This is a genomic window from Mesorhizobium sp. LNJC394B00 (assembly GCF_000502555.1).
In the GTDB taxonomy this organism is placed as follows: domain Bacteria; phylum Pseudomonadota; class Alphaproteobacteria; order Rhizobiales; family Rhizobiaceae; genus Mesorhizobium.
Genome location: NZ_AYWH01000011.1, coordinates 47,391 through 71,355, shown reverse-complemented (window position 1 = coordinate 71,355; position 23,965 = coordinate 47,391). Strand labels below are relative to the sequence as shown.

General features: G+C 63.0%; 32 protein-coding genes. 20 read left to right on the top strand and 12 right to left on the bottom strand.

The window, feature by feature from the left end; translation table 11 throughout:
- Positions 1–142: 142 nt before the first annotated feature.
- Both X751_RS138390 and X751_RS138395 read left to right on the top strand, forming a co-directional pair.
- Entirely contained in the window at positions 143–1,213 is a 1,071-nt protein-coding gene (locus X751_RS138390; protein ID WP_023745982.1) for a branched-chain amino acid ABC transporter substrate-binding protein, read from the top strand.
- Entirely contained in the window at positions 1,213–2,232 is a 1,020-nt protein-coding gene (locus X751_RS138395; protein WP_023745981.1) for a P1 family peptidase, read from the top strand. The genes X751_RS138390 and X751_RS138395 overlap by 1 nt, the downstream gene beginning before the upstream one ends.
- A 7-nt stretch (positions 2,233–2,239) precedes the next feature.
- On the opposite strand, the gene X751_RS138400 is transcribed toward X751_RS138395, so the two are convergent.
- Positions 2,240–2,494, bottom strand: a complete 255-nt coding sequence (locus X751_RS138400) for a DUF2171 domain-containing protein (RefSeq protein WP_023669083.1) — start codon at positions 2,492–2,494, stop codon at positions 2,240–2,242.
- A 136-nt stretch (positions 2,495–2,630) separates the two neighbouring features.
- Between X751_RS138400 and X751_RS138405 the strand changes: the two genes are divergently transcribed.
- The 4 genes from X751_RS138405 to X751_RS138415 all read left to right on the top strand — a co-directional run bounded on the left by X751_RS138405 (position 2,631) and on the right by X751_RS138415 (position 5,975).
- Positions 2,631–3,356, top strand: coding sequence for a DUF2259 domain-containing protein (locus X751_RS138405; protein WP_023745980.1), 726 nt, complete (start codon positions 2,631–2,633; stop codon positions 3,354–3,356).
- A gap of 101 nt (positions 3,357–3,457) precedes the next feature.
- On the top strand, positions 3,458–3,877 hold the full coding sequence (locus X751_RS01000000164200) for a hypothetical protein (RefSeq protein WP_245261990.1): 420 nt from the start codon (positions 3,458–3,460) through the stop codon (positions 3,875–3,877).
- A 59-nt stretch (positions 3,878–3,936) separates the two neighbouring features.
- Positions 3,937–5,238 (top strand): adenylosuccinate lyase, encoded by a 1,302-nt coding sequence (gene purB, locus X751_RS138410; protein ID WP_023745978.1) that lies wholly within the window; start codon positions 3,937–3,939, stop codon positions 5,236–5,238.
- A gap of 8 nt (positions 5,239–5,246) precedes the next feature.
- The gene (locus tag X751_RS138415; protein WP_023745977.1) at positions 5,247–5,975 is read left to right on the top strand and encodes a metallophosphoesterase family protein; all 729 of its coding nucleotides are present in this window, start codon (positions 5,247–5,249) and stop codon (positions 5,973–5,975) included.
- Between the two features lie 15 nt (positions 5,976–5,990).
- Here X751_RS138415 and X751_RS138420 read toward each other — a convergent pair whose 3' ends face one another.
- Positions 5,991–6,806: a VOC family protein gene (locus X751_RS138420; protein ID WP_023726920.1), complete on the bottom strand. Its 816-nt coding sequence runs from the start codon at positions 6,804–6,806 to the stop codon at positions 5,991–5,993.
- 194 nt (positions 6,807–7,000) lie between these two features.
- On the opposite strand from X751_RS138420, the gene X751_RS138425 reads away from it, so the two are divergent.
- The gene (locus tag X751_RS138425; RefSeq protein WP_023690188.1) at positions 7,001–7,555 is read left to right on the top strand and encodes an alpha/beta hydrolase; all 555 of its coding nucleotides are present in this window, start codon (positions 7,001–7,003) and stop codon (positions 7,553–7,555) included.
- 19 nt (positions 7,556–7,574) lie between these two features.
- On the opposite strand, the gene X751_RS138430 is transcribed toward X751_RS138425, so the two are convergent.
- Positions 7,575–8,348, bottom strand: a complete 774-nt coding sequence (locus tag X751_RS138430) for an HpcH/HpaI aldolase/citrate lyase family protein (RefSeq protein ID WP_023669090.1) — start codon at positions 8,346–8,348, stop codon at positions 7,575–7,577.
- 184 nt (positions 8,349–8,532) lie between these two features.
- Complete coding sequence (locus tag X751_RS138435) at positions 8,533–8,853, bottom strand: DUF1476 domain-containing protein (RefSeq protein WP_023669091.1); 321 nt, start codon at positions 8,851–8,853, stop codon at positions 8,533–8,535.
- 47 nt (positions 8,854–8,900) lie between these two features.
- On the opposite strand from X751_RS138435, the gene X751_RS1000000168510 reads away from it, so the two are divergent.
- The 6 genes from X751_RS1000000168510 (at position 8,901) to X751_RS138460 (ending at position 12,025) form a co-directional block, all read left to right on the top strand.
- Positions 8,901–9,023 (top strand): hypothetical protein, encoded by a 123-nt coding sequence (locus tag X751_RS1000000168510; RefSeq protein ID WP_280790911.1) that lies wholly within the window; start codon positions 8,901–8,903, stop codon positions 9,021–9,023.
- Between the two features lie 105 nt (positions 9,024–9,128).
- Complete coding sequence (gene purC, locus X751_RS138440; RefSeq protein ID WP_023745976.1) at positions 9,129–9,923, top strand: phosphoribosylaminoimidazolesuccinocarboxamide synthase; 795 nt, start codon at positions 9,129–9,131, stop codon at positions 9,921–9,923.
- An 88-nt stretch (positions 9,924–10,011) separates the two neighbouring features.
- Positions 10,012–10,254 (top strand): phosphoribosylformylglycinamidine synthase subunit PurS, encoded by a 243-nt coding sequence (gene purS / locus X751_RS138445; RefSeq protein ID WP_023669092.1) that lies wholly within the window; start codon positions 10,012–10,014, stop codon positions 10,252–10,254.
- 1 nt (position 10,255) lies between these two features.
- Entirely contained in the window at positions 10,256–10,924 is a 669-nt protein-coding gene (purQ, locus tag X751_RS138450; RefSeq protein WP_023684888.1) for a phosphoribosylformylglycinamidine synthase subunit PurQ, read from the top strand.
- A gap of 41 nt (positions 10,925–10,965) precedes the next feature.
- Positions 10,966–11,376: a hypothetical protein gene (locus tag X751_RS138455; RefSeq protein WP_023669094.1), complete on the top strand. Its 411-nt coding sequence runs from the start codon at positions 10,966–10,968 to the stop codon at positions 11,374–11,376.
- Between the two features lie 4 nt (positions 11,377–11,380).
- Complete coding sequence (locus X751_RS138460) at positions 11,381–12,025, top strand: Pr6Pr family membrane protein (protein WP_023684887.1); 645 nt, start codon at positions 11,381–11,383, stop codon at positions 12,023–12,025.
- A gap of 12 nt (positions 12,026–12,037) precedes the next feature.
- Here X751_RS138460 and X751_RS138465 read toward each other — a convergent pair whose 3' ends face one another.
- Positions 12,038–12,283, bottom strand: coding sequence for a DUF1127 domain-containing protein (locus X751_RS138465; protein WP_023739389.1), 246 nt, complete (start codon positions 12,281–12,283; stop codon positions 12,038–12,040).
- 93 nt (positions 12,284–12,376) lie between these two features.
- Here X751_RS138465 and X751_RS138470 point away from each other — a divergent pair, with 93 nt between their 5' ends.
- Positions 12,377–13,786: a PLP-dependent aminotransferase family protein gene (locus X751_RS138470; RefSeq protein WP_023745975.1), complete on the top strand. Its 1,410-nt coding sequence runs from the start codon at positions 12,377–12,379 to the stop codon at positions 13,784–13,786.
- Positions 13,787–13,828: 42 nt separating this feature from the next.
- On the opposite strand, the gene X751_RS1000000167605 is transcribed toward X751_RS138470, so the two are convergent.
- Complete coding sequence (locus X751_RS1000000167605) at positions 13,829–13,993, bottom strand: hypothetical protein (RefSeq protein WP_023669098.1); 165 nt, start codon at positions 13,991–13,993, stop codon at positions 13,829–13,831.
- Positions 13,994–14,181: 188 nt separating this feature from the next.
- Between X751_RS1000000167605 and purL the strand changes: the two genes are divergently transcribed.
- From purL to X751_RS138485, 3 genes are all read left to right on the top strand, one after another.
- Positions 14,182–16,413, top strand: a complete 2,232-nt coding sequence (gene purL, locus X751_RS138475) for a phosphoribosylformylglycinamidine synthase subunit PurL (RefSeq protein WP_023745974.1) — start codon at positions 14,182–14,184, stop codon at positions 16,411–16,413.
- Positions 16,410–16,934, top strand: a complete 525-nt coding sequence (locus tag X751_RS138480) for a hypothetical protein (protein ID WP_023745973.1) — start codon at positions 16,410–16,412, stop codon at positions 16,932–16,934. Before purL ends, X751_RS138480 begins: the two co-directional genes overlap by 4 nt.
- A 100-nt stretch (positions 16,935–17,034) precedes the next feature.
- Positions 17,035–17,268 carry a BolA family transcriptional regulator gene (locus X751_RS138485; protein WP_010909092.1) on the top strand — a complete coding sequence of 78 codons (234 nt, stop codon included), beginning with the start codon at positions 17,035–17,037 and terminating at the stop codon, positions 17,266–17,268.
- 12 nt (positions 17,269–17,280) lie between these two features.
- On the opposite strand, the gene X751_RS138490 is transcribed toward X751_RS138485, so the two are convergent.
- Positions 17,281–18,090 carry a phosphodiester glycosidase family protein gene (locus X751_RS138490; RefSeq protein WP_023745972.1) on the bottom strand — a complete coding sequence of 270 codons (810 nt, stop codon included), beginning with the start codon at positions 18,088–18,090 and terminating at the stop codon, positions 17,281–17,283.
- 160 nt (positions 18,091–18,250) lie between these two features.
- On the opposite strand from X751_RS138490, the gene grxD reads away from it, so the two are divergent.
- Positions 18,251–18,586 (top strand): Grx4 family monothiol glutaredoxin, encoded by a 336-nt coding sequence (gene grxD, locus X751_RS138495; protein WP_023669102.1) that lies wholly within the window; start codon positions 18,251–18,253, stop codon positions 18,584–18,586.
- Between the two features lie 118 nt (positions 18,587–18,704).
- On the top strand, positions 18,705–19,973 hold the full coding sequence (locus tag X751_RS138500) for a multidrug effflux MFS transporter (protein ID WP_023684881.1): 1,269 nt from the start codon (positions 18,705–18,707) through the stop codon (positions 19,971–19,973).
- A 57-nt stretch (positions 19,974–20,030) separates the two neighbouring features.
- On the opposite strand, the gene X751_RS138505 is transcribed toward X751_RS138500, so the two are convergent.
- The 4 genes from X751_RS138505 to rpsD form a co-directional block, all read right to left on the bottom strand.
- Positions 20,031–20,315, bottom strand: coding sequence for a hypothetical protein (locus X751_RS138505; protein ID WP_245260654.1), 285 nt, complete (start codon positions 20,313–20,315; stop codon positions 20,031–20,033).
- A gap of 208 nt (positions 20,316–20,523) precedes the next feature.
- The gene (locus X751_RS138510) at positions 20,524–21,351 is read right to left on the bottom strand and encodes an inositol monophosphatase family protein (RefSeq protein ID WP_023684879.1); all 828 of its coding nucleotides are present in this window, start codon (positions 21,349–21,351) and stop codon (positions 20,524–20,526) included.
- Positions 21,341–22,228: a tRNA 2-thiocytidine(32) synthetase TtcA gene (gene ttcA / locus X751_RS138515; protein WP_023706452.1), complete on the bottom strand. Its 888-nt coding sequence runs from the start codon at positions 22,226–22,228 to the stop codon at positions 21,341–21,343. Before ttcA ends, X751_RS138510 begins: the two co-directional genes overlap by 11 nt.
- 107 nt (positions 22,229–22,335) lie before the next feature.
- Complete coding sequence (gene rpsD / locus X751_RS138520) at positions 22,336–22,953, bottom strand: 30S ribosomal protein S4 (RefSeq protein ID WP_023669107.1); 618 nt, start codon at positions 22,951–22,953, stop codon at positions 22,336–22,338.
- Positions 22,954–23,339: 386 nt separating this feature from the next.
- On the opposite strand from rpsD, the gene X751_RS138525 reads away from it, so the two are divergent.
- Positions 23,340–23,540 (top strand): hypothetical protein, encoded by a 201-nt coding sequence (locus X751_RS138525; protein WP_023690200.1) that lies wholly within the window; start codon positions 23,340–23,342, stop codon positions 23,538–23,540.
- A gap of 83 nt (positions 23,541–23,623) precedes the next feature.
- On the opposite strand, the gene X751_RS138530 is transcribed toward X751_RS138525, so the two are convergent.
- A complete protein-coding gene (locus tag X751_RS138530) occupies positions 23,624–23,812 on the bottom strand; it encodes a DUF3008 family protein (RefSeq protein WP_023684876.1) in 189 nt (62 codons plus the stop codon).
- Positions 23,813–23,965 lie beyond the last annotated feature (153 nt).

Below are 23,965 nucleotides of genomic sequence, written 5' to 3'. Positions count from 1 at the left end.
TGGCGGCACACAATAGGCCACAAGCGAAGTGGTTGACGCCAATCCGCAAATTCCCGTGTTGCGCCTGGGACGGGCAGCCTTTAGGTCTTGGCGGAAGAGACGCTGGAAGCATGCGACCGGCACGGAGGAATTCGTCGTCAGAATGCGACCCCCAACAGCTGTAATAGCGGCACTGCTCTGGCTGCTGCCGGCAAGCGCCGGCGCGCAGACGCTGCTTGTCGGCGTCGCCGCGCCCCTGTCCGGTCCGTCGGCGATCCTGGGCAAGCAGATCGAGGCGGGTGCTGCCCTGGCAGCAGAAGCCAACAGCGCCGAGATCAAGACGGTCGACGATGCCTGCACCGCCGATGGCGGGGCTGCCGCCGCCAGGGAATTCGCCGCTGCGAAGGTCGATATCGTCGTCGGCTTCCTCTGCACCGAGGCGATCCAGGCGGCGCTGCCGATCCTCAAGGACGCTGACATACCGGTCATCACCGTTGGCGTGCGCACCGAAAGCCTGACCGACCGCCGCGCCAAAACCGGCTGGCCGGTCTACCGGCTGGGGCCACGCGGCGACGACGAGCGCAATGCGGTGGCCGCCATCCTGACCCGGCTGTGGCAGAGCGAATTGTTCGCCATCGTCGATGACGGCACCATCTATGGCCGCGAAATCGCCGAGACGCTGCGCGCAGCGGCCGAACAGGCGGCGCTGAAGCCGGTCTTCACAGACACGTTCCGGCCCCAGCTCGACAACCAGATCGGGCTGATCGGCCGGCTGAAGAAATCAGGCGCGACGCATGTCTTTGCCGGTGGCGACGGCGACGACATCGCCATTATGGGCCGCGACGCCGGCCAGCTCGAGGCCGGCATCGTCTTTGCCGGCGGCGAGAATTTGCGCACGCCACCCGGCGATGTGCCTTACGCCATCGGCACGCTGATGATCGCGCCGCCGGAATGGGCCGATGTCGCCGATCCCAAGGTGCTGGCGGCGTTTACGGCCAAAAACATCGCGCCGGATGGCTATGCCTTGCCGGCCTACGCGGCGGTGGAGATTGCCAAGGCGGCCTCGGCCGCGCCCGAGACCTCGGGCAAGGGGCTGGCCGACGCGCTAACCGGGCATGATTTCACCACCGCGATCGGCCCGCTGCGGTTCGACGACAAAGGCGATCTGAGCCAAAACCTCTATCGCGCCTTCCGCTTCGACGGGACGCATTTCGTGCCGGCGGAGAAGAATTGATGTTTCGCACCGGGCCGCGCAATCTGATCACCGATGTCGCCGGCCTGCGCGTCGGCAACGCGTCGGACGCAAGGTTGAAATCGGGCGTCACGACCGTGCTGTGCGATGAACCGGCGGTCGGTGGCGTGCAGATCCTCGGCGGCGCGCCGGGCACGCGCGAGACCGACCTGCTCGAACCGCACAATTCCATCGAGGCGGTTCATGCCGTCGTGCTGTCGGGCGGCTCGGCCTTCGGCCTCGACGCCGCATCGGGGGTGCAGGCGGCGTTGCGTGAAAACGGCATAGGCATCGATGTCGGCGGCTTTCGCGTGCCGATCGTGCCGGCGGCGATCCTGTTCGACCTGCGCAATGGCGGCGACAAGGATTGGGGCCGTTATCCTCCCTACCGCGACCTCGGCTACCAAGCCGCCCAGGCGGCAACAGTCGACTTTCCGCTCGGCACAATCGGCGCCGGCACCGGGGCGCTGAGTTCCGGGCTGAAGGGCGGCCTTGGCTCTGCCTCGACTGTGCTCGACAGCGGCGTCACCATCGGCGCGCTCGCCGCCGCCAACCCGACCGGCTCGGTGACGATTGCCCGTACACGCTATTTCTGGGCGGCGCCCTTCGAGATCGGCGATGAGTTCGGCGGGCTCGGCTATCCCTCGCCAATGCCGGACGATGCCAGGCGGATCCTGTTGAAATACCGCGACAAGCGTGTCGGTGGACAAGCCGAGGCCGGTGGCAACACCACCATCGCCGTCATCGCCACCGACGCCGTGCTGACCAAGGCGGCAGCCAAGCGGCTGGCCATTTCAGCGCATGACGGCTTCGTGCGCGCCATCTGGCCCGTGCACACGCCGGCTGACGGCGATCTGGTGTTCGCGCTGGCGACGGGGAAGAGCGGCATAGAACTCAGCGCCGACGATGCCGTCGATTTCTTTGCCGCCGCCGGCGCCACCATGGCGCGCGCCATCAGCCGCGGCATCCATGCCGCGACGCCGGCCGATGGCGATCTGTTTCCGGTGTGGTCGTCGCGCTGACTTTCAGTCAGGTCGGGTCGGACTCCTCTTCCTCGAAGCTGACCGCGACATCCGAATTCGCCGACAGCCAGACTTTCTGGCCCTCGACCTCGGCAAGCAGGCTCAAGGGAATGTAGTGGTGATGCCCCTGATGGGCGCCCTCGCCGCTGTCGGCCTTGGTCAACTTGATCCGCTCGCCATCGACCCTGTCGACGGTGCCGATGTGAACGCCGTCGGCGCCGACCACTTCCATATGCTCGCGAATCTTGCTGGCCTCAGTCATGGGGTGTTCTCCTTTTGAAAACGATCGACGATAACAAACAGAGGCGAAATTGGATGCATCGCCTTTCGAATAGCACGATGTTTTGACTGTCTCGTGATAGGGAACGATCGAACCAGGCAGGCGGAGCGGAACCCCGATGCGAAATCTCGTCCTGATTGGCGTTTGCCTGCTGGTCCATCTGGCATCCGCCATGGCCGCCCGAGCGGGCGATGTCGCCGAGCTTGAAATCCTCGGCTTCAGCAAGGATGGCAGCGTCTTCACCTTCGAGGAATATGGTGTGGCAGACGGTTCGGGCTTTCCCTATGCCAATCGCTACTACATCAACACCGCCGACGACACGTTCCTGAAGGGCACGCCAATCCGGGTCCGGCTGAAGGATGAGACCGCCTCGCTCGAGACGGCCCGTCAGCAAGCCAGGCAAAAAGGCGAAGCAATCATTGCCCAGGCCGAGCTTACCGCCAACCGCGGCATCACCGCCGGCTTCAACCCGGTGACCGAATTGTCGGCCGACCCGTTCCGCATGGTGGTCAACCCACGGCCGATCTTTTCGCCGGTCGACCCGCCGCTGGAATTCCGGCTCGACGAGATCGGCATGAACGACACCGAAAGCTGCCAGAGCCAGGGCGAGATCAACGGTTTTCGCTTGCTGCGGATCGAGGCCAGGGATGGCGGCCAGACCCATCTGCTGCATGAGGATAAATCGATCCCGAAAAGCCGTGGCTGCCCGAACGGCTACAGGATCGGCGCGGTGCAGACGTTCTCGATGGACAGCATCAGCGCCTATGCGGTGCTGATCGCGGTGCGCCAATACGGCTTCGAAGGGCCGGATTTTCGCTGGATCGCCGTGACCGGACGCCTGTGACTGCGCTCGATCAATCCAGCTGGCGCAAGCGCGCCGGAAAACGCGTCAGCCGCGCCGTACCAGCGACGGGCACGGCGCTTGTCGGCGCCTTGCTGTGGGCGATGGCCATGGGCGCCAGCGCGCTGACCGGTCTTTGGCTCGACAATTGGGAGACCCCGGAAAAGATCCGCTTCGTCGCCCTGCTGTTTGCGACCGGCGCGGCATTGGCCTTTCCCGTCGGGTTGTTCGCGGCGCGGCTGGTCTCGCTCGACCGGCATTGGGAGGTGGCGTTCGCCGCCGCCTTCGTCTGCCTGCTTGCCACGACGCTCGCCTTCACCGGCGGGTTGTTTGCGCTGCAATACCGCTCCTACTATGCCGAATGGCACGCGGAGGCCTTCACCGCCCGGTGGGCGTTCGAACTGGTCTTCACCTCGCTGACGGCGCTCTACCAGTTCGTGGTGCTGGGTATCAGGCTCTATTTTCCGCTCGGATTCATCGCGCTTGCCGCCGCCAGCGTGTGGTTTGCACGCCGGCAGCGTTGAGCATTCGGTCCGCCTCTGTTAGGACGCGCACTTAACCACGGACACATCAGGACTGACGGATGATCCCTCGCTATTCCCGGCCGGAAATGGTCGCCATCTGGTCGCCGGAAACCCGCTTCCGCATCTGGTTCGAGATCGAGGCCCATGCCTGCGATGCGCTGGCCGAGCTCGGCGTCATTCCCAGGGAAGCCGCCAAAACCATCTGGGAAAAAGGCGGCGCCGCCCAATTCGACGTCGGCAAGATCGACGAGATCGAGGCCGTCACCAAGCACGACGTCATCGCCTTCCTCACCCATCTCGCCGAATTCGTCGGGCCGGATGCGCGTTTCATCCACCAGGGCATGACCTCATCGGATGTTCTCGACACCTGCCTTGCGGTGCAGCTCGGCCGCGCCAGCGATATCCTGCTGGCCGACCTCGACGGCCTGCTCGCCGCGCTGAAGCGCCGGGCCTTCGAGCACAAGGACACCGTCACCATCGGCCGCAGCCACGGCATTCATGCCGAGCCGACCACGTTCGGCGTCAAGCTGGCGCAGGCCTATGCCGAGTTCTCACGCTGCCGCGAGCGGCTGGTGCACGCGCGAGAGGATATTGCCACCTGCGCTATCTCGGGCGCGATCGGCACCTTCGCCAACATCGACCCTTATGTCGAAGAGCATGTGGCGAAAAAGCTTGGGCTGAAGCCGGAACCGGTGTCGACGCAGGTCATCCCGCGCGACCGCCACGCCATGTTCTTTGCCACGCTCGGGGTCATCGCCTCGTCGGTCGAGCGGCTGGCGACCGAGATCCGCCATCTGCAGCGCACTGAGGTGCTGGAAGCGGAAGAGTATTTTTCGCCGGGCCAGAAGGGCTCGTCGGCAATGCCGCACAAGCGCAACCCGGTGCTGACTGAAAACCTCACCGGCCTTGCCCGCATGGTGCGGTCCATGGCCTTGCCGGCAATGGAGAATGTGGCGCTCTGGCACGAGCGCGACATTTCGCATTCCTCGGTCGAGCGCATGATCGGCCCGGACGCCACGGTAACACTCGATTTCGCGCTGTCGCGGTTGACCGGCGTCATCGACAAATTGCTGGTCTATCCCGACAATATGCTGAAGAACATGAACAAGTTCCGTGGCCTTGTGCATTCGCAGCGCGTGCTTTTGGCGCTGACGCAAGCCGGCGTCAGCCGCGAGGACGCCTACCGCCTGGTGCAGCGCAACGCCATGAAGGTATGGGAACAAGGCGCTGATTTCCTTGAAGAATTGTTGGGTGACAAGGAAGTCACCGCAGCGCTGCCCGAAGCCGAGATCCGCGAGAAATTCGACCTGGGCTATCACACCAAGCATGTCGACACGATCTTCAAGCGGGTTTTCGGATAGGTTTTTCGATGCGGCTGGCCGTCCTTTCCGACATCCATGGGAATCTGCGCGCGCTTGAGGCGGTTCATGCGCAGATCAAAGACGCTTCTCCCGACATCATCGTCAATCTGGGCGATTGTCTTTCCGGGCCGCTATGGCCTGAAGAAACCGCGCAATATCTGATGGCGCAGAACTGGCCGACCGTGCGCGGCAATCACGACCGTGTGCTGATCGAGCCGCCTGCTTCCGGGTTGGAAGACGTCGATGCTTTCACCCACCAACGCCTCTCTGAGACATCCCTGACCTGGCTCTCGGCCTTGCCGGTCACCCTGTCGCCTGCCCCGGACATCCTGCTGTGCCATGGCAGCCCCAGTGACGACGACGTGTTCCTGCTCGAGGAAGACGGAGGCAGCCACTTCCACCCGTCCAATGAAAAGCAGATCAGGCACAAGCTGGGCAGCGCCGGCGCCGGGCTGACCTTGTGCGGCCATACACATACGCCGCGCGTTGTGCGTTTGTCGGACAACCGGACAATCCTCAATCCGGGCAGCGTCGGCGTCCAGGCATTCCCCGGCCTGACCGTGACCGGCAGTCCGCATGCCCGCTACGCCCTCGCTACGCGCAAGGACGGACAATGGTTTTTCAGCCATCACGTGGTCAATTATGACTGGACCGAGGCATCCGGCCGCTCCACGGCGACCGGCTTCGACAGCTGGGCGCATGGGCTGCTGACGGGCTACGCCGCCAATTCCTTGTAAGAACCGAGCGGGCGCTCAGCCGGCGGCGCCCGGCACGGTGCGGATCACCGTGCCCCACGGATCTTCCCGCGTGGTTTCAGCGGTTGTCCTGTCCGAGCGCATCTCGACCCAGGCCAGCCCTGAGCGGGACGGATCGCGGCGCCCGGCGCCGGCGCTGTGCCACGAATTGCCACCGATATGATGGTGGTAGCCTCCCGACGACAGGAACACCGCCTGCCCTCCATACTTAGCGACCGTGTCGAAGCCAAATTCGTCGTGCCACCAGGCCTCGGCATCTTCCGGCCGGCCGACGCGCAGATGGACATGGCCGACAATGCTGTTTTGCGGCGCGCCCTGCCAGCCGGCGTCACCGGCCGGCACGCTGCCAACCACGGCAGCCAGGTTCAGCCGCTCGGTCGCCATGGCGATCTTGTCGCCGTTCCACTTCCACTCCTGCGGCAGACGGTCCCTATAGATTTCAATGCCGTTGCCTTCGGGGTCGGTCAGGTAGAGAGCCTCGCTGACCAGATGGTCGGAGGCGCCCTCGATGCGGATCTTGTTGGCGGCGGCGTGGTTTATCCAGCGGCCGAGATCGGCGCGGCTGGGCAGCAGGAAAGCGGTGTGGAACAGGCCGGCGCTGCGCGGATCGTCGGGCTTGGCCGCTGCATCAGGCTCGATCACCAGCAGCGGGCGCTCGGCAGCGCCCAGCGTGATGGCGCCATCGGCGCGGCTCAATTCCTGCAGGCCGACAACAGCCCGGTAGTAATCGGCAAGTCCTTCGGCGTCGCGCGCCTTCAGGCCCACGCGTGACACGCTGACGGGGGTCGTCGCGGCAAAAGGCAGTTCGCTCATAAAACTCTCCGTTCAGCGCATTATCCCAGGCCGCGCCACCAGTCTATTCTGTCGTCCATCTCTTCCTGCCTCAAATCGTCGATCCTGATCGTTCACACAAGATGGAAAGAATCGAACAGGTTGTTCACAATTGTGATGCACCGCATGCGTCAGCGCGGGTTGCACGAGACACGGCCGCTCGCTATCTCAGCGCCATGAAAGTCAAAGACGCAGATATTCTGATCGTGCCGGGCTACACCAATTCCGGCCCTGAACACTGGCAGACACGCTGGCAGTCGAAACTGTCGACAGCGCGTCGGGTCGAACAGGCGGAGTGGTCGAAGCCGGTGCGCGAGGACTGGACGACGAGCGTGGCGAACGCTGTCAACGAGGCCGAGCGGCCGGTGGTGATCGTTGCCCATTCGCTCGGTGTGGCGGCCGCGGTGCAGGCCATTCCGCAGTTCAGGAAGCCGGTCGCCGGCGCGTTTTTTGTCGCGCCGCCCGACGTCGCCAACCCGGAGATAAGGCCGCGTCACCTGATGACCTTTGGTCCCTATGCGCGCGAACCGCTGCCCTTCCCGTCCATCGTCATCGCCAGCCGCAACGATCCGTTCTGCGCCTTCGAGGTTGCCGAGGACATTGCCGCTGCCTGGGGTTCGCTGTTCATCGATGCCGGCGAAACCGGTCACCTCAATGAGGATGCCGGCTTCGGCCCGTGGCCGGAAGGGTCGATGACCTTCGCCAAGTTCCTGACCGACCTCAAGGCCTGACCGGGCAAGGCACCACGCCTCAGCCCTTTATCGAATCGTTCATGCTTTTGATGAGTATCTTTGCGCCGAGCGAAATCAGCGCATGGTCCGAGCCCATCGCCAGCAGCCGGTAGCCCATCGCCACGACGCGGCCGGCAATCGCCGGCTCAACGACGTAGATCGCCGCATGCTTGCCCGCCTTGCGCGTCCGCTCGGCGATGGAGGCGACGGTTTCCATCATGCTTTCCAGCGTCGAATTGACGGTGGCGCCATTCGACCAGGCGATGGAGAAATCCGATGGGCCGAGGAAGATGCCGTCAATGCCCGGCGTGTCGAGGATGCCGTCCAGCGCATCGAGTGCGGCGCGCGTTTCGACCATGGCAAAGGCCATGGTGCGTTGATTGGTGTCGCGCAGCCATTCGGCGTGGTCGCCTTTGCCATGGCGCGGAAAAGCATAGGTCGGGCCCCAGGAGCGCTCGCCCATCGGCGGATATTTCATCGCCGCGGCAAAGAGTTTTGCATCGGCCACCGAATTCACCATCGGTGCAATCACCGCCTCGGCACCGAAATCGAGGGCGCGGCTGGCCATGTCGAAGCGGCCGACCGGAATGCGCACCAGCGCCGGCTTGTTGGCGGCCAGCACCGGCACCAGGCCGCGCAAGACCGAGTCTTCGTGGTGTCCGCCATGCTGCATATCGAGGGTGACGGCGTCAAAACCCTGCTTGGCGATGATTTCGACCGTCAAAGCGTCCGGAACGCCGGACCAGGCGGTGAACAGCGTTTCATCCGCCGCCAGGCGTGACTTCAGGGACATGGGTGCTTTCCTCGTTGGGTAGAGCCTTGTAACAGGCCTACGCACAGTTTCAGCCGGAAAAGGCTGAAAGGGCAAAGAAAAACCGCCCGGCTGAGCCGTGCGGTCGATTGGTCCAGTCATTCCAGGTTTGTCGCAGGTTCTGTCACAAACGCAGAACGCTTTTGCGGAACCTGTTTCGGTCCGATCAGGTGTTCTTGATCTGCTCGATCGCCTGCGCCATCAGTTCGTCCATGGTGCGGCGGATCTGGTGATCCGACTGGTCGACGCCGGCGGCGTCGAAATCCTTGCGGATCTTGCGGAATACGTCGTGATCGCCGGCTTCCTCGATATCGGAAACCACAACTTCCTTGGCATAGGCGTCGGCGTCAGTGCCGGATTTGCCCAGCTTTTCGGCGGCCCACAGACCGAGCGCCTTGTTGCGGCGTGCGGAAGCCTTGAAGCGAAGTTCTTCGTCGAAGGCGAATTTGCGCTCAAAACCCTCTTCGCGGTCTTTCATGCTGCTCATGGCTTCCCTCCGATGAAATCGATTCGCGTTGGCGATGGATATGTGTGTTGCCGCAGCACAAACCAAAAGGGCGCGGGCCGGTCAATATGCTACATCACTTGCTGCGCTGCGGCATTTCATTCCTGAAAGCGGTCGATGGAAAGGATTTGCCGATTGAGCAAACGCTGTGATTGGGATAGACCCGGCATTGAACCCCACCCGTCGCCGCACCAATTTAGGCAGACGGACAGGAACTGGTCGCTTGCCGCCTGCCCGCAAATCCAGAGAAAAATCAGATGAAAAATCGCCGCCGCATTTATGAAGGCAAGGCCAAGATCCTCTATGAGGGACCGGAACCGGGCACACTTATCCAGTTCTTCAAGGATGATGCGACCGCATTCAACAAGAAGAAACATGAGGTCATCGACGGCAAGGGTGTGCTCAACAACCGCATTTCCGAGTACATCTTCAACCATCTGAACCGCATGGGCATTCCGACCCACTTCATCCGCCGGCTCAACATGCGCGAGCAGCTGATCAAGGAAGTCGAGATCATTCCGCTCGAAGTGGTGGTGCGCAATATCGCCGCCGGCTCGCTGTCCAAGCGCCTCGGCATCGAGGAAGGCACCGTTCTGCCGCGCTCGATCATCGAATTCTATTATAAGGCCGATGCGCTCGACGATCCGATGGTGTCGGAAGAGCACATCACCGCTTTCGGCTGGGCAAGCCCGCAGGAGATCGACGACGTCATGGCGCTGGCCATCCGCGTCAACGACTTCCTCTCCGGCCTGTTCATGGGTGTCGGCATCCAGCTCGTGGATTTCAAGATCGAATGCGGCCGCCTGTTCGAGGGCGACATGATGCGCATCGTCGTTGCCGACGAGATCTCGCCGGATTCGTGCCGGCTGTGGGACGTGGCAACGCAGGACAAGCTCGACAAGGACCGTTTCCGCCGCGATATGGGCGGCCTCGTCGAAGCCTATCAGGAAGTTGCCCGCCGCCTCGGCATCATGAACGAGAACGAGCCGCCGCGCCCGACCGGCCCGGTGCTCGTCGCCTCGACCGATGGCCTCAAAGGCAAGCCGCATTAAGTCTTCATTTCTTGACGCAATTCCGGACGGAAAACCGCTTCACACTTTTCCTGGAATTGCTAAGTCTTCGAACAGGAACCTGTCCAGCATGATCAAGGCCCGCATCACCGTCACCCTCAAGAACGGCGTGCTCGACCCGCAGGGAAAAGCCATAGAGCACGCTCTGTCCGGACTGGGGTTCGGCGGCGTCGGCCAGGTGCGGCAGGGCAAGGTCTTCGACCTCGAGCTCTCGGAGACCGACAAGGCCAAGGCTGAAGCCGATCTGAAAGCCATGTGCGACAAGCTGCTGGCGAATACGGTGATCGAGAATTACGCGGTGGAGATCGCTTGATATGAAATCAGCTGTCGTTCTTCTCCCCGGCCTCAACCGCGACCGCGACATGATTGCGGCGCTGACCAAGATTTCCGGGCAGGCGCCGGCGACCGTCTGGCAGACCGACACTGAAATCCCCGATGTCGACCTGATCGCCATTCCCGGCGGCTTCTCCTTCGGCGATTATCTGCGCTGCGGCGCCATTGCCGCGCGGATGCCGGTGATGCGGGCAGTCGCTGAAAAGGCCGCCAAGGGCGTCATGGTCATTGGCGTCTGCAACGGGTTCCAGATTCTGGTCGAGGCCGGCCTGCTGCCCGGCGCGCTGATGCGCAATGCTTCGCTGAAATTCGTTTGCCGTGAGGTGAAGCTGCAGATCGCCAACGCCAACACCATGTTCACCCGCCGCTATCAGCCGGGCCAAATCATCCGCACGCCGGTTGCGCATCATGACGGCAATTATTTCGCCGATGCCGACACGCTTGCGCGCCTCGAGGGCGAAGGACAGGTTGTGTTCCGCTATGCCGAAGGCACCAATCCCAATGGCTCGATCAACGACATTGCCGGCATCATCAGCGAGAAGGGCAATGTGCTCGGCCTGATGCCGCATCCGGAAAACCTGATCGAGGCCGCGCATGGCGGCAGTGACGGCCGGGCGCTGTTCGAAGGCGCACTCGGCATCGCCGCCTGATATCTCTTCGAATTCCTTTCAAAACGCGGGGGCGGTTGACCATGAGACTGACGATTGTTCGCCTAGGTCCCCTGGCTGCTGCCGGCTTGGCGTTGGCGTCCTGCCAGTCCAGCCCGAAGAGCGCGCCGGTCCCCACGGGCAAGAGCGCTTCGCTGCTGGCCATGGAACAGGTAGCGATATCGGCCCACAAATGCTGGATCGCCAGCAAGGATCCCGCCTTCAAATCCTATCAGATGGCCAATGAGCTGAATTCGTTCAGCGGCACGCCCCGCTTCCTGCTGGTGCCGGCCAAGCATTATGGCGGCAAGCCGCTGCTGGTCGTCCAGGCGCAAGGCAATTCCAGCCGCGTCGACGTGTTCGGTCCGCTGATGGACGATCCGCTCGGCGCGCGCATCGGATCCGACATTGCGCGCTGGCAAACGGGCAACCCCTCCTGCAACGCGGCCGCCTGACGCCATGGGCCGCTTCCTGCAGTTTGCGGGATTGATCATCGGTCTGGCCGGGCTTGTCCTGCAAGCGTGCATCACCATCCCGGCATCGATGGAAGCCGGCCGCAGTTTTCTCGGCTCCATCGTCTTTCTGTTCAGCTTCTTCACCATCCTGACCAACATCGGTGCAGTGCTGGTCCATGTCTCGCTGCTGTCGCCTTCGGGCTACGCCTGGCTGCCGGCCTTTGCCGGGCCGCGGATGCGGGCGGGCGTGGCGGCTTCCATCGCCCTGGTCTTCATCGTCTACGCGACAGTTCTGGCGCAGCTCTGGCAGCCGCAGGGGCTGTTCCTGCTCTGTGACGTGCTGCTGCACTATGTGACGCCGGTGCTGTTCGTGCTGTGGTGGCTTGTTGCAGGCGCTGACGGCAGGACACGCTGGAGCGACATTTCGTGGTGGATGGCCTATCCGATCGCCTATCTCGCCTATGCGCTGGCGCGCGCACCGATCGCAGGCGAAGTGCCCTACCCGTTCCTCGACGTTGCGAAAAACGGCGCGGCCAACGTCGCCCTTGCGGCGCTGGCCGTCACCGGTGTTTTCCTGGTGCTGTGCATCCTCGCCGTGCTTGCCGATAAGGGCGTCTCACGCCTCAGGGCTCCGGGCACACGCCGCTGACCAGACTACAAGTTAGTCCCAGATTCGCCTGATGCCTTCGCGGTGAGCGTCGTCACGCGACACACCGATGTCCCTGAGCTGCTCGTCGGTCATTTCGAGCAAAGCCAGGCGGCCGCGACGGCGCTCGATCAGCACGTCGATCCATCGCGCCAGCGATCTGACTACATGCACGATCCGGCCGACAAAGCCTCGCCGGCTGGACGGGCGCGGCCCGACCAATTCAATGCCCGCGCAGCGGATTGTCTCGATTGTATCCATTGTCTTTCTGCCAACCTTGCAAATTGTACCCATCTTAGTACGGTTCTGATATGCATTGACACCCGATCTGGTGCAATATACAGAATTGTCACCATGACAAATTGGCTCCCTGACCTCACCATCGGTTCCGGCCCGCTTTACCAGCGCCTTGCCGACAGCATCGAGTCGGACATCGACAAGGGCGTCATCGATGCCGGGGCAAAATTGCCGCCGCAGCGCGATCTCGCCTATGATATCGGCACGACGGTCGGCACGATCGGCCGAGCCTATCAGCTGCTGCGCGAACGCGGGCTGGTGAGCGGCGAAGTCGGACGCGGGACCTATGTGCTGGCGCAGCAATCGGAACCGTCACCCGAATTCGCCGAGCCTGCCGTGCAAGGCACGCGCTATGTCGATGCGCCGCCCGGCAAGCTGCGTTTCGACAGCACTGCCGCGCCCGACATCGGCCAGGGCGCCATTGTCGCTGACATGCTCTCGCGCACGGTGCAGGATCACCCGCACGAGATTTCGAGCTACACCAGGGATTTTCCGGAGCGCTGGTTCGAGGCCGGCGCCCGCTGGCTGTCGCGCAATTCGTTCCGTCCGGCGGCCGACACCATCGTTCCCACGCTTGGCACACATGCCGCGGTGATGGCGGCGATTGCGGCACTGACCACACCGGGCGACTATGTCGCCTTCGAGCACCTCACCTATTCGCAGATCGCCCGCAGCGCCGGGCTGATCGGGCGGCGCATAGCACTGGTGGCATCGGACGAAGAAGGCCTCGATCCCGAGGATTTCGAACGCGTCTGCGCGCAAAAGCACCCGAAGATGATCTTCCTGATGCCGACGGTGCAGAACCCGACGCTGGCGATCCTGTCGGGTTCGCGCCGCGAGGCGATCGCTCGTGTCGCGCGCGCGTACAATGTCATCGTCATCGAGGACGATCTCTATGGCGGCCTGACCGAAGATCCGACGCCGCTCATCGCCGAATATGCACCCGAGCGCACCATTGTCGCCGGCGGTCTGTCGAAATCGGTCGCGGCAGGTGTTCGCGGCGGCTGGCTCTCCTGCCCGCCCGCCTATCGCCATCGCATCCGCGTCGCCCACAAGATGATGACCGGCGGGATGCCGTTCCTGCTGGCGGAGGTGAATGCGCGGCTGGTGCTGTCAGGGCAGGCTGGCGATATCCGCAAACGCAGCATTGCCGAAATTGCCGCCCGCATCGCCATCGTGCGCGAGACACTGGCGGGTTTCGCCTTCAAGTCACACGGCAGCGTGCCCTTCGTCTGGCTGACGCTGCCCGATCCCTGGCTGTCCGGCACGTTCAGGAGCGCATGCCTCGAAAATGGCGTGCTCCTCGACGACGAGGACGAGTTCAAGGCGGGGCGTTCCGAGCAGGTTTTTCACGGCGTGCGTTTCGGCGTCTCGCAGCCAAGGCGGCGCGAGGACATCACCGGCGGCGTCGCGGTGATCCGGCGGCTGCTGGAGGAAGGCCGCGCCGGCTACGACAGTTCGTCCTGAATCGTTGGCGCTAAACCGTGCGCCTGTGTACCGATCTCAGGTTCAGCCCTCTGCCTTGAAGTTTTTGGCTTCCTTTGCGCCCTTGTCCTTGCCGTGCTTCTCGGCCAGGTCCTTGGCCTGCTTGGGCGACACGTCGGTGGTCTCGGCAATATGCATGGCCTCCTTGTCGGAGAGGCGATTGTCTTTCTTGCCTTGCTTGGTGGCCATGTCGAAATCTCCTGATTGGTTTGAGGCCTAACGGCCGGGATGCCATAGCGTTCCCCAACGGCTCCCCGCTACCATCGTCGCCCTGTGGTTTTCCGGCGTTTTTCGTCATCCAATGGGGTGTATCACGCCAAAGCTTGCGATATGAGGGGACTCAAATTCCCCTCTCCCATGGACATCAATCGCCGCCCATGACCATTTCCAATTCCGTGCCGATCACCCCGGAACTCATCGCCGCGCATGGGCTGAAGCCCGACGAATACCAGCGCATCCTCGACCTGGTCGGGCGCGAACCGAGCTTTACCGAACTCGGCATCTTCTCGGCGATGTGGAATGAGCACTGCTCCTACAAATCCTCGAAGAAATGGCTGCGCACGCTACCGACCACCGGGCCTCAGGTCATCCAGGGTCCGGGCGAGAATGCCGGTGTGGTCGATATCGGCGATGGCGACTGCGTCGTCTTCAAGATGGAGAGCCACAACCATCCCTCCTACATCGAGCCCTACCAGGGTGCGGCGACCGGCGTCGGCGGCATATTGCGCGATGTCTTCACCATGGGCGCGCGGCCGATTGCGGCGATGAACGCTTTGCGCTTCGGCGCACCGGACCATCCCAAGACCAGGCACCTGGTCAGCGGCGTGGTTTCCGGCGTCGGCGGCTACGGCAATGCGTTCGGCGTGCCGACGGTCGGCGGCGAGGTCAATTTCGACGCCCGCTACAACGGCAACATCCTGGTCAACGCCTTTGCCGCGGGCCTCGCCAAGACCGATGCGATCTTCCTGTCGGAAGCCAAGGGCGTCGGCCTGCCCGTCGTCTATCTCGGCGCCAAGACCGGCCGCGACGGCGTCGGCGGCGCCACGATGGCCTCGGCCGAGTTCGACGACAAGATCGACGAGAAGCGCCCGACCGTGCAGGTCGGCGATCCCTTCACCGAAAAATGCCTGCTCGAAGCCTGTCTTGAGCTGATGGCGTCTGGCGCCGTTATCGCCATCCAGGACATGGGGGCGGCCGGCCTCACCTGTTCGGCGGTCGAGATGGGCGCCAAGGGCGACCTCGGCATCGAGCTTCACCTCGACCAGGTGCCGGTGCGCGAAGAGCGCATGAGCGCCTATGAGATGATGCTGTCGGAGAGCCAGGAGCGCATGCTGATGGTGCTGCGCCCCGAGAAGGAAAAGGAAGCCGAGGCGATCTTCCACAAATGGGGCCTCGACTTCGCCATTGTCGGCAAGACCACCGACGATCTGCGCTTCCGCGTCATTCACCAGGGTGACGAGGTCGCCAACCTGCCGATCAAGGACCTTGGCGACAAGGCGCCGGAATATGACCGCCCCTGGGTCGAGCCGAAGAAACCTGCGGCGCTTGCCGCCGGCGATGCGCCGAAGGCCGATGTCGCCGACGCGCTGTTGAAACTGCTCGGCGGGCCGGACCTGTCGTCGCGCCGCTGGGTGTGGGAGCAGTACGACACGCTGATCCAGGGCAATTCGCTGCAGCTTCCGGGCGGCGACGCAGGCGTGGTGCGCGTCGAAGGCCATCCGACCAAGGCGCTCGCCTTCTCCTCCGACGTGACGCCGCGCTATTGCGAGGCCGACCCGTATGAAGGCGGCAAGCAGGCGGTGGCCGAATGCTGGCGCAACCTCACCGCCACCGGCGCGCTGCCGCTGGCGGCCACCGACAACCTCAATTTCGGCAATCCGGAACGGCCTGAGATCATGGGCCAGCTGGTCGGCGCGGTGAAAGGCATTGGCGATGCCTGCCGCGCGCTCGGCTTCCCGATCGTGTCGGGCAATGTCTCGCTCTACAACGAAACCAATGGCCAAGGCATCCTGCCGACGCCGACCATCGGCGGCGTCGGGCTGATTGCCGACTGGTCGAAGATGACCCGTATCGGCTTTGCCGCCGAGGGCCAGATGATCCTGCTGGTCGGCGCACCCGCAAGCTGGGGCAGCCATCTCGGCCAGTCCGCCTATTTCAGGGACATCCATGGCCGTACCGACGGGCCGCCGCCATCCGTCGACCTCGCGCACGAAAAGCGCGTCGGCGACCACGTGCGCGCGCTGATCGCGTCGGGCGTCGTGACCGCGGCGCATGACCTTTCCGATGGCGGCTTGGCGATAGCCTTGGCCGAAATGGCGATGGCGTCCGGCATCGGCGCCACCATTCCGGGGCTCGCCGGCACCGACCCGATCCCGGTCTGGTTCGGCGAAGACCAGGGCCGCTACCTGCTGACGCTGTCCGTCAATCCGCAGAGCAAGGAATGGGACGCCATCCGCGAGGAACAGAGCAAGCTCGGCATCTTTGCGCCATGGATCGGCTCGACCGGTGGAAACGAACTGAAGCTCGGCGATGCCAGGGCGATCCCGGTCAGCGAATTGACCGCCGCCCACGAAGGCTGGTTCCCGAACTTCATGGACAAGTCCATTTGACCAGCCTGGCAGCCCGGACGCTGATCGCAGTCGTCTTCTGGCCGTCGCTGTTCTTCTTCTGGTTCCTCGGGCCGTTCGTCTTTTTCCTGCTGTCGACGACCTCGAGCGAGGTCTGTCCGCTGCTGGAAAGGCGTGACCAGTTCATTGAGGCGGCCAATGGCACACTGCAGATGCTGGCCTTGCAAAGTCTGATCTATGCGATCCCCATCATCTGCCTGGTGCTGTGGAGCCGCCTTTTGCCGAACCCGGCGCGCGCAAGGCATGTCGCCACCTGCATCAAGCTCTTTGCCATTGCGGTCATTACCGGCGCGCTGTGGGAATACGGGTCATCGCTGATCTGCGACGGCTATGGCCAACCATTCTTTTCGCCCTTGTGGCAGATGACCAGCTATCTCCCGATCATCAACCTAGCGCTCAACATCCCGCTCTATGTCCTGGTGTTCAGCCTTGGCCGGGGGTTCTCGACCCGCGACGATATCACCGAAGATGGTGTGGTGCACCCGCCGCAGGATGGCCCTTAGACACTGCGTCGCCGACAGAGCGGCTTCAACCCGGACCAGAAAGGCTTTAGGCTGCCGTCCGAGTCACTTCGTGCCTAGCCGCCCAGAACAGGATTATGCCATGGCAATGGATGCCCACGACATCGAAAAACTGATCAAGGACGGGATTCCGGACGCCAAGGTGACGATCCGCGACCTCGCCGGTGACGGCGATCACTATGCAGCCGAAGTGGTGGCCGAAAGCTTCCGCGGAAAGAGCCGCGTCCAGCAGCACCAGATGGTCTATGATGCGCTGAAGGGCAATATGGGCGGCGTGCTGCACGCGCTGGCGTTGCAGACCAGTGTGCCGGACTGACGCCAGGCTGGCCTAGCGCGTCGGCGGCTGGCTTGCCAACAGGGCAATGATCGGCCCTGCCGGATATCTTCCGCCGACAATCATCCTGTCGCCATCCGATAGCGCGGAGACCGCGCCGTCGAGGAACAGCGCGTTGCGGCATTGTAGCGCGTCGCGAAACAGCCGCGCAAAGCTGCCGAAACTTACCTCAGACCGCGAGATCGCCAGCAAAACGGTGTTTTCATCGCGCACGCCGACGCCGTTGCGGACGTAGCGCGAGGTTCCGTTCGGCTCGAAGCGTGGATGAATCTGGCCATCGATCACCAGCATCGGGCCCGACTGCGTGGCGAAGGCGACATCGGGTTTGGCGGCGGCATAGGCGTTGCTTTCCATGACAGCCGCCTTGCCGTCCTTGCCGACCAGAAAGACGCCGTTCGGCTTCAGGAAGAAATTACCTTCGCTATCGGCAAGGTTGAGCGGCGACTTTTCGCTGCCGTTCTCGACCAGCAGGCCGACCGGCGACAAATCCTCGTGATACATGCCGCCATTCATGGCGAGCAGCACCGGCCTCCCCTCGCCCGCAACCGCCTTGCCGAAGGCCTCCAGCGAGCCGAAGGGCTTGCCGTCGGCACCGACGTGAAAGACAGCGAGGTTGTAGGTCCGCAGGTCGACCGTGCAGACGACATAGGTCACCGCCTCGAAGGCGACATTCCGGCAAGGCGCGGGCAGGTCACCGCCAATGACCAGCGGCGGCGGCTCCGGGCGTCTCGGCCACCAGACAACGGCAATCGCGGCCAGCAGGATGGCGATCGGAAGGGCGGCGCCATATCGTCTTTTCATCATGTCCCGGAGGCTGCAATCGGCAGGGATGCTTGGCCCAAGACAGGCGATCCTTTGCGCCATTTCCGCGACGGCGGCGCAAACATCTTGTTTCGGCCCATCTATGGGTTTATTTGATGGCTATGCTTCGAGCCTGACTCCCACAGGCGTGAAAGGATATCTCATGAGCGGCATCAACGACTACATCGACAGCGAAGTGAAGGGCAACGACGTCGTCCTTTTCATGAAGGGCACGCCCGGTTTTCCGCAGTGCGGCTTTTCCGGCCAGGTCGTCCAGATCCTCGATTACATCGGCGCCGACTACAAGGGCGTCGACGTGCTGACCTCGGCCGAACTGCGCCAAGGCATCAAGGAATATTCGAACTGGCCGACGATCCCGCAGCTTTACGTCAAGGGCGAATTCGTCGGCGGCTGCGACATCATCCGCGAAATGTTCCAGGCGGGCGAGCTGCAGACGTTGCTCGTCGACAAGGGCGTCAGCGTCAAAGCGACAGCCTGATTCTGAGTTGAGACGGGGCAGCCCCGCCCCGGCAAAATGTTACCTCCCCCTATCGGAGTGAGGACGAACTTATGCGCCGGCATGCCGGCGCATATTCGTTTTGAAGATCGGACCCGCCGTGGACCAGCCAGCAAAAGCGCCGCAACAGGCACGCAAATTGCCTATTCCGCGCTGGGAATTCATCGCGCTTTGCGCGGCACTGATGGCGTTGAACTCGCTGGCCATCGACATCATGCTGCCGGCACTGCAGCAAATCGGCGCCACGCTTGGCGTTGAGAATGAAAACCACCGCCAGTATGTGATCACCGCCTATATATTGGGCTTCGGTGGCGGACAGCTTTTCTTCGGACCGATCTCGGACCGGTTCGGGCGCCGCGCGCCACTCGTTGCCGGGCTGGCGATCTATGTCGTGGCGGCGGCAGCTGCCGCCATCGCCCCGTCATTCGCCGTCCTGCTGCTGTGCCGGCTGGTGCAAGGCATCGGTGCGGCGGCGACCCGCGTCATCGCCGTCTCGATCGTGCGCGACACGTTCGACGGTCGGCGCATGGCCGAGGTGATGTCTCTGATCTTCATGGTGTTCATGGCCATCCCGGTGATCGCGCCTGGGATCGGCCAGTTCATCATGCTGTTCGCAACATGGCACTGGATCTTCGTCACCATGGCCGTCGGAGCGCTGATCGTGTCGGCGTGGTCGCTGCTGCGGCTGCCGGAGACGCTGCATCCGGAGTACCGCCGGCCGCTGACAGTCTCATCCGTCGTCGGTGGTTTCCGCATCGTGCTCACCAACCGCATGGCGCTTTGCTACGCCTTTGCCAGCACCTTCATTTTCGCCGCCATGTTCGGCTTCATCGCCTCCGCACAGCAGATCTATGTCGACATTTTTCATGTCGGCGAATTGTTTCCTGTCATCTTCGCGGGTGTCGCCGGCGTTCTCGCTTTTTCGAACTACCTCAACTCGCGCCTGGTCGGCCGCATCGGCATGCGCCGCCTGTCGCAGAGCGCACTGCTGTTGTTCCTGGTGATCAGCCTTGCCTGGCTCACCGTTTCGCTTCAAATGAAGATGCCACTCTGGCTGTTCATCACCTTCTTCGCCAGTGCGATGCTCCCGTTCGGCGCGCTCGGCGCCAATTTCAACGCGCTCGCGATGGAACCGCTCGGCCAACTGGCGGGCACCGCGTCGTCCATCCTGGGCTTCATGCAGACTTTTCTCGGCGGCATCCTCGGCACGCTGATCGGCCAGGCCTTCAACGGCACGGTGACGCCGCTTGCCGCCGGCTTCTGCAGCGTCTCGGTCGCGGCCCTGCTGATGATCCTGATCGCCGAGCGCGGCAAGATGTTCCAGCCGCACAACCCACCCATTTCAGGGCACGTCACCGACCTGCATTGAGCGACGCGCCTTGAGATTGTTGGTCTCAAAACCGCATCCACCTTTATGCGACGCGTTTCAGGATGCGCCGCCAATCACTGCCGTGAAACGAGGGAACAGCGGGCGCCCTGCGATGGCGCCACCCATGCTGTCCGACAGCGGCATCGGCAGAGCCTTGTCGAGCGCTTCGAGCACGGATGACACAAAGACCCGGTTGAGCGAGGCATCATCTCCCATATGGGAGAAAGTGGCGCGCGGCTTGCCCATCAGCGTGCCGTTTTTGCGAATTGAAAAACTCAGCGTCAGGGTCAGGCCAGCACTTCCAGGCGGCGGCTGCCAACAGGCAAAGATCGCGTCGAACATTTCGTCGATGGTGTCGATGGGATCGGGGCTACGACACGCGCGCTCCTGCGATCGTGCCTCAGTGGCGCAGGCGACCAGGGCAAGTGCAAGTGCCGTTGCGACAATTGCGGACCGATGTTTCATTTCGCGGCTCCGGCTTCGCGAGAGATTGGACCACTATAACAGAGCCAATATACTTGACGAAAGCGTCTACCGGCAGTTGGACCGACTATTGCGCCCAGAGTTCCCTGCGCAACTCCTGCCAGCTTTCCTTGTCCGGGGCGACAAGAATGCCGCCGTCGATATGCGAGGGCAGATAGGCGCTACCGTCGATCCGCGCGGTGTAGCCGCCGGCCTCGGCGTGGATCAGCACACCGACCAGATGGTCCCACGGCATCAGTTTGTTGTAGACGACGAAATGGGCATGGCCGCTGGCCAGAAGACGGTATTCATGTGCCGCGCAGCGATAGCCGAACTGCGACAGGGTCTTGGTCTGGTTGCGCGCCAGGAGCGAGCGTTGCGGTTCCGCCAGATATTGCCAGGAGACGGAGCCGGTCATCTGCGAGATCGGCACGGCATCGGCGACGTGCACCGTCTCCAGCGCGCCATGCGCATGGCGGATATGGCTGCCGGCGCCCTTGGCGCCGATCAGCCAGTCCCGGCCTACGGGGTCATGGATGATACCGGCGACGGTTTCGCCCTTGACGACGACGCTCAGCATGACGCCGAAGAGCGGCACGCCGGAGGCGAAGTTGAAGGTGCCGTCGACCGGGTCGACGACGAAGGCGAGGTCGGCATCGCCGAGCCCCTGAAGCAGCGCCGGATTGTCGGAACAGGCTTCCTCGCCGACGATCATCGCCGTGGGATAGCGCTCGCGCAGCCTGGCCGTGATCAGCCGCTCGGCGTTGATGTCGGCCTCGGTCACCAGGTCGGCAGCCGAGGTCTTCTGTCTGATGTCGCCCTCGCCCAGCCGGCGAAAGCGTGGCATGATTTCGGCCCTGGCTGCATCGGCGAGAAGCTCGGCCAGCCAGTCGATCGCTTGGTCGTCAAATATCATCGGAAATGTCTTGTCCTGTGCTGAGGCTGCCATTGAGGGCGGCAAAGTCGAACAGCTTTCTGTCGAGCAGATGCGACGGCCTGGTGTTGGACAGCGCGCGCAGCATCGTATCCTTGCGGCCCGGCATGCGCTTTTCCATATCGTCCAGCATCGCCTTCATGGCGTTGCGCTGCAGGCCTTCCTGGCTGCCGCAGAGATCGCAGGGAATGATCGGGAATTTCATAGCGGCGGCGAATTTTTCCAGATCGACCTCGGCGCAGTAGCTCAGCGGCCGCAGCACCATGACGTCGCCGTCGTCGTTGAGCAGCTTTGGCGGCATGGCGGCAAGGCGGCCGCCATGGAACAGATTCATGAAGAAGGTTTCGAGAATGTCCTCGCGGTGGTGGCCGAGCACCAGCGCCGAACAGCCCTCCTCGCGCGCGATGCGATAGAGATGGCCGCGCCGCAGCCGCGAGCACAGCGAACAATAGGTGCTGCCCTGAGGCAGCTTGTCGGTGACCACCGAATAGGTGTCCTGATACTCGATGCGATGGGCAATGCCATGCGCATCGAGGTAGTCGGGCAAAATGTGCTTCGGAAAATTCGGCTGGCCCTGGTCGAGATTGCAGGCCAGCAGCTCGACCGGCAGCAGCCCGCGCCATTTGAGATCGAGCAGCACGGCCAGCAGCCCGTAGGAATCCTTGCCGCCGGACAAGGCCACCAGCCAGCGGTCGCCGGGCCTCGCCATGGCGAAATCCTCGACCGCCTGACGGGTCAACCGCAACAGCCGCTTACGCAGTTTGTTGAACTCGACGGAAGACGGCACTTCGGCAAACAGCGGATGGAAGCCGCCTTCAGCAATCGGTTCAACTGTTTCGATGTCTGCCAGCATGTTCATGGCTTGTCGCTTTCCATAGCCGAGAGTGCCGGATTAGCGGACATGGCCGACAAAGAAAAGGCCGCCTCGACGGGCGGCCCTTTCCAGTATCGCAGAAAAGCGATCGCTTAGCGCGAATAGAATTCGACGACCAGGTTCGGCTCCATCTGCACGGCGAACGGAACATCGGCCAGGCCGGGGATGCGCGAGAAGGTCGCGACCATCTTGTTGTGATCGACTTCGATATAGTCCGGCACGTCGCGCTCGGCGAGGCCGACCGCTTCCAGCACGATGACCAGCTGCTTCGACTTTTCGCGCACTTCGACGACATCGCCCGGCTTGCAACGGTACGAGCCGATGTTGACGCGCTTGCCGTTGACGTTGACGTGGCCGTGGTTGACGAACTGGCGAGCCGCGAAAATGGTGGGCACGAACTTGGAGCGGTAGACGACCGCGTCGAGACGCGACTCGAGCAGGCCGATCAGGTTCTCGGAGGTGTCGCCCTTGCGGCGATCAGCCTCTTCATAGACTTTGCGGAACTGCTTTTCGGAGACATCACCATAGTGACCCTTCAGCTTCTGCTTGGCGCGCAGCTGCAGGCCGAAATCGGAAAGCTTGCCCTTGCGGCGCTGGCCGTGCTGGCCGGGGCCGTATTCACGCTTGTTGACCGGGGACTTCGGGCGGCCCCAGATGTTTTCGCCGAGACGGCGGTCGATCTTGTACTTCGCGGATTCGCGCTTGCTCATCGCATTCCCTTTCAAAACAAACCACCCGGAGCCTCATGGTCCGGGTGAAGGAAACGCGCCCTCCTCTGGCCTCCGTTTTCGAGGCCTGACAGGGTTTTCCCACGCAACGCGGCGGAAAACCCACGGGACACGTCAGTCTAGACAAAACCCAGGAAACGATAAACCTGCTTTCCCGGGCTTGCCATGCAAAAGAAACAACCGGGCATTGCGGCCCGGTGTTGGTGCGCTCGTTAAACGGAGATTTGAGCAGAGTCAAGCGCGTCGCTGGCGCTGGGCCCGGCAACCATATCACGTCTTTGGCGTTGAGTGCCGTGCCGGATGCGGCGGGAGGTTGTTGCGCCGACGGCATTTAGGAAGGGACTGGAGCCAAAGGAGCCCGAAGTCGCATGAAGAAGTTTTTCCTCTCGTTGGTCGGTGCGGCCGTCCTGGCCGGGACGATGTCGATCGCCGTGCCCGAGCCAGCGATGGCCAAGCATTGGCAGGGCCACAAGCATCGTCAGACCTGCCATGTCGTGGTGAAGAAGAAGGTCATCTGGCGGCATGGCCACAAGAAGGTCATCCGCTACAAGGTGAAGCGCTGCTGGTGACGTCAGGGGTTTCGGGCTTGGCCTGAACCGAAGAAGCCCGTGGTTTCGGCCACGGGCTTTGTTTATCGACTCGGTTCAAGGTTTCAGTCTGCCGATTTCTTCTCCGGCAGGCCTTTGCGCTTGGTCTCTGCGAATTCCTCGAGCTGCTTTTCGCTCATCGAATTGTACATCGACTTCGACGCGCCTTGAAGTTCGCTCTTCCTGGTCTCGCCGCGCTTGGCCGACAGGGCTGCGCCCGCGGCCTTTTGCTGTGCTTTTGAGGTTGCAGGCATATCGGCTTCTCCTTTGCTGCCAGAGGAAGAAACGTTGCGCTCCGGCGACGGTTCCAGCGCTGGCGGTCAACTTCCGTTCCGCGCTCATGCCTGCCCATGGTCGGCCGGCACTGCCGGCAAACCACCTTCCCGTGCCCGCAACGCCGGTGTAGG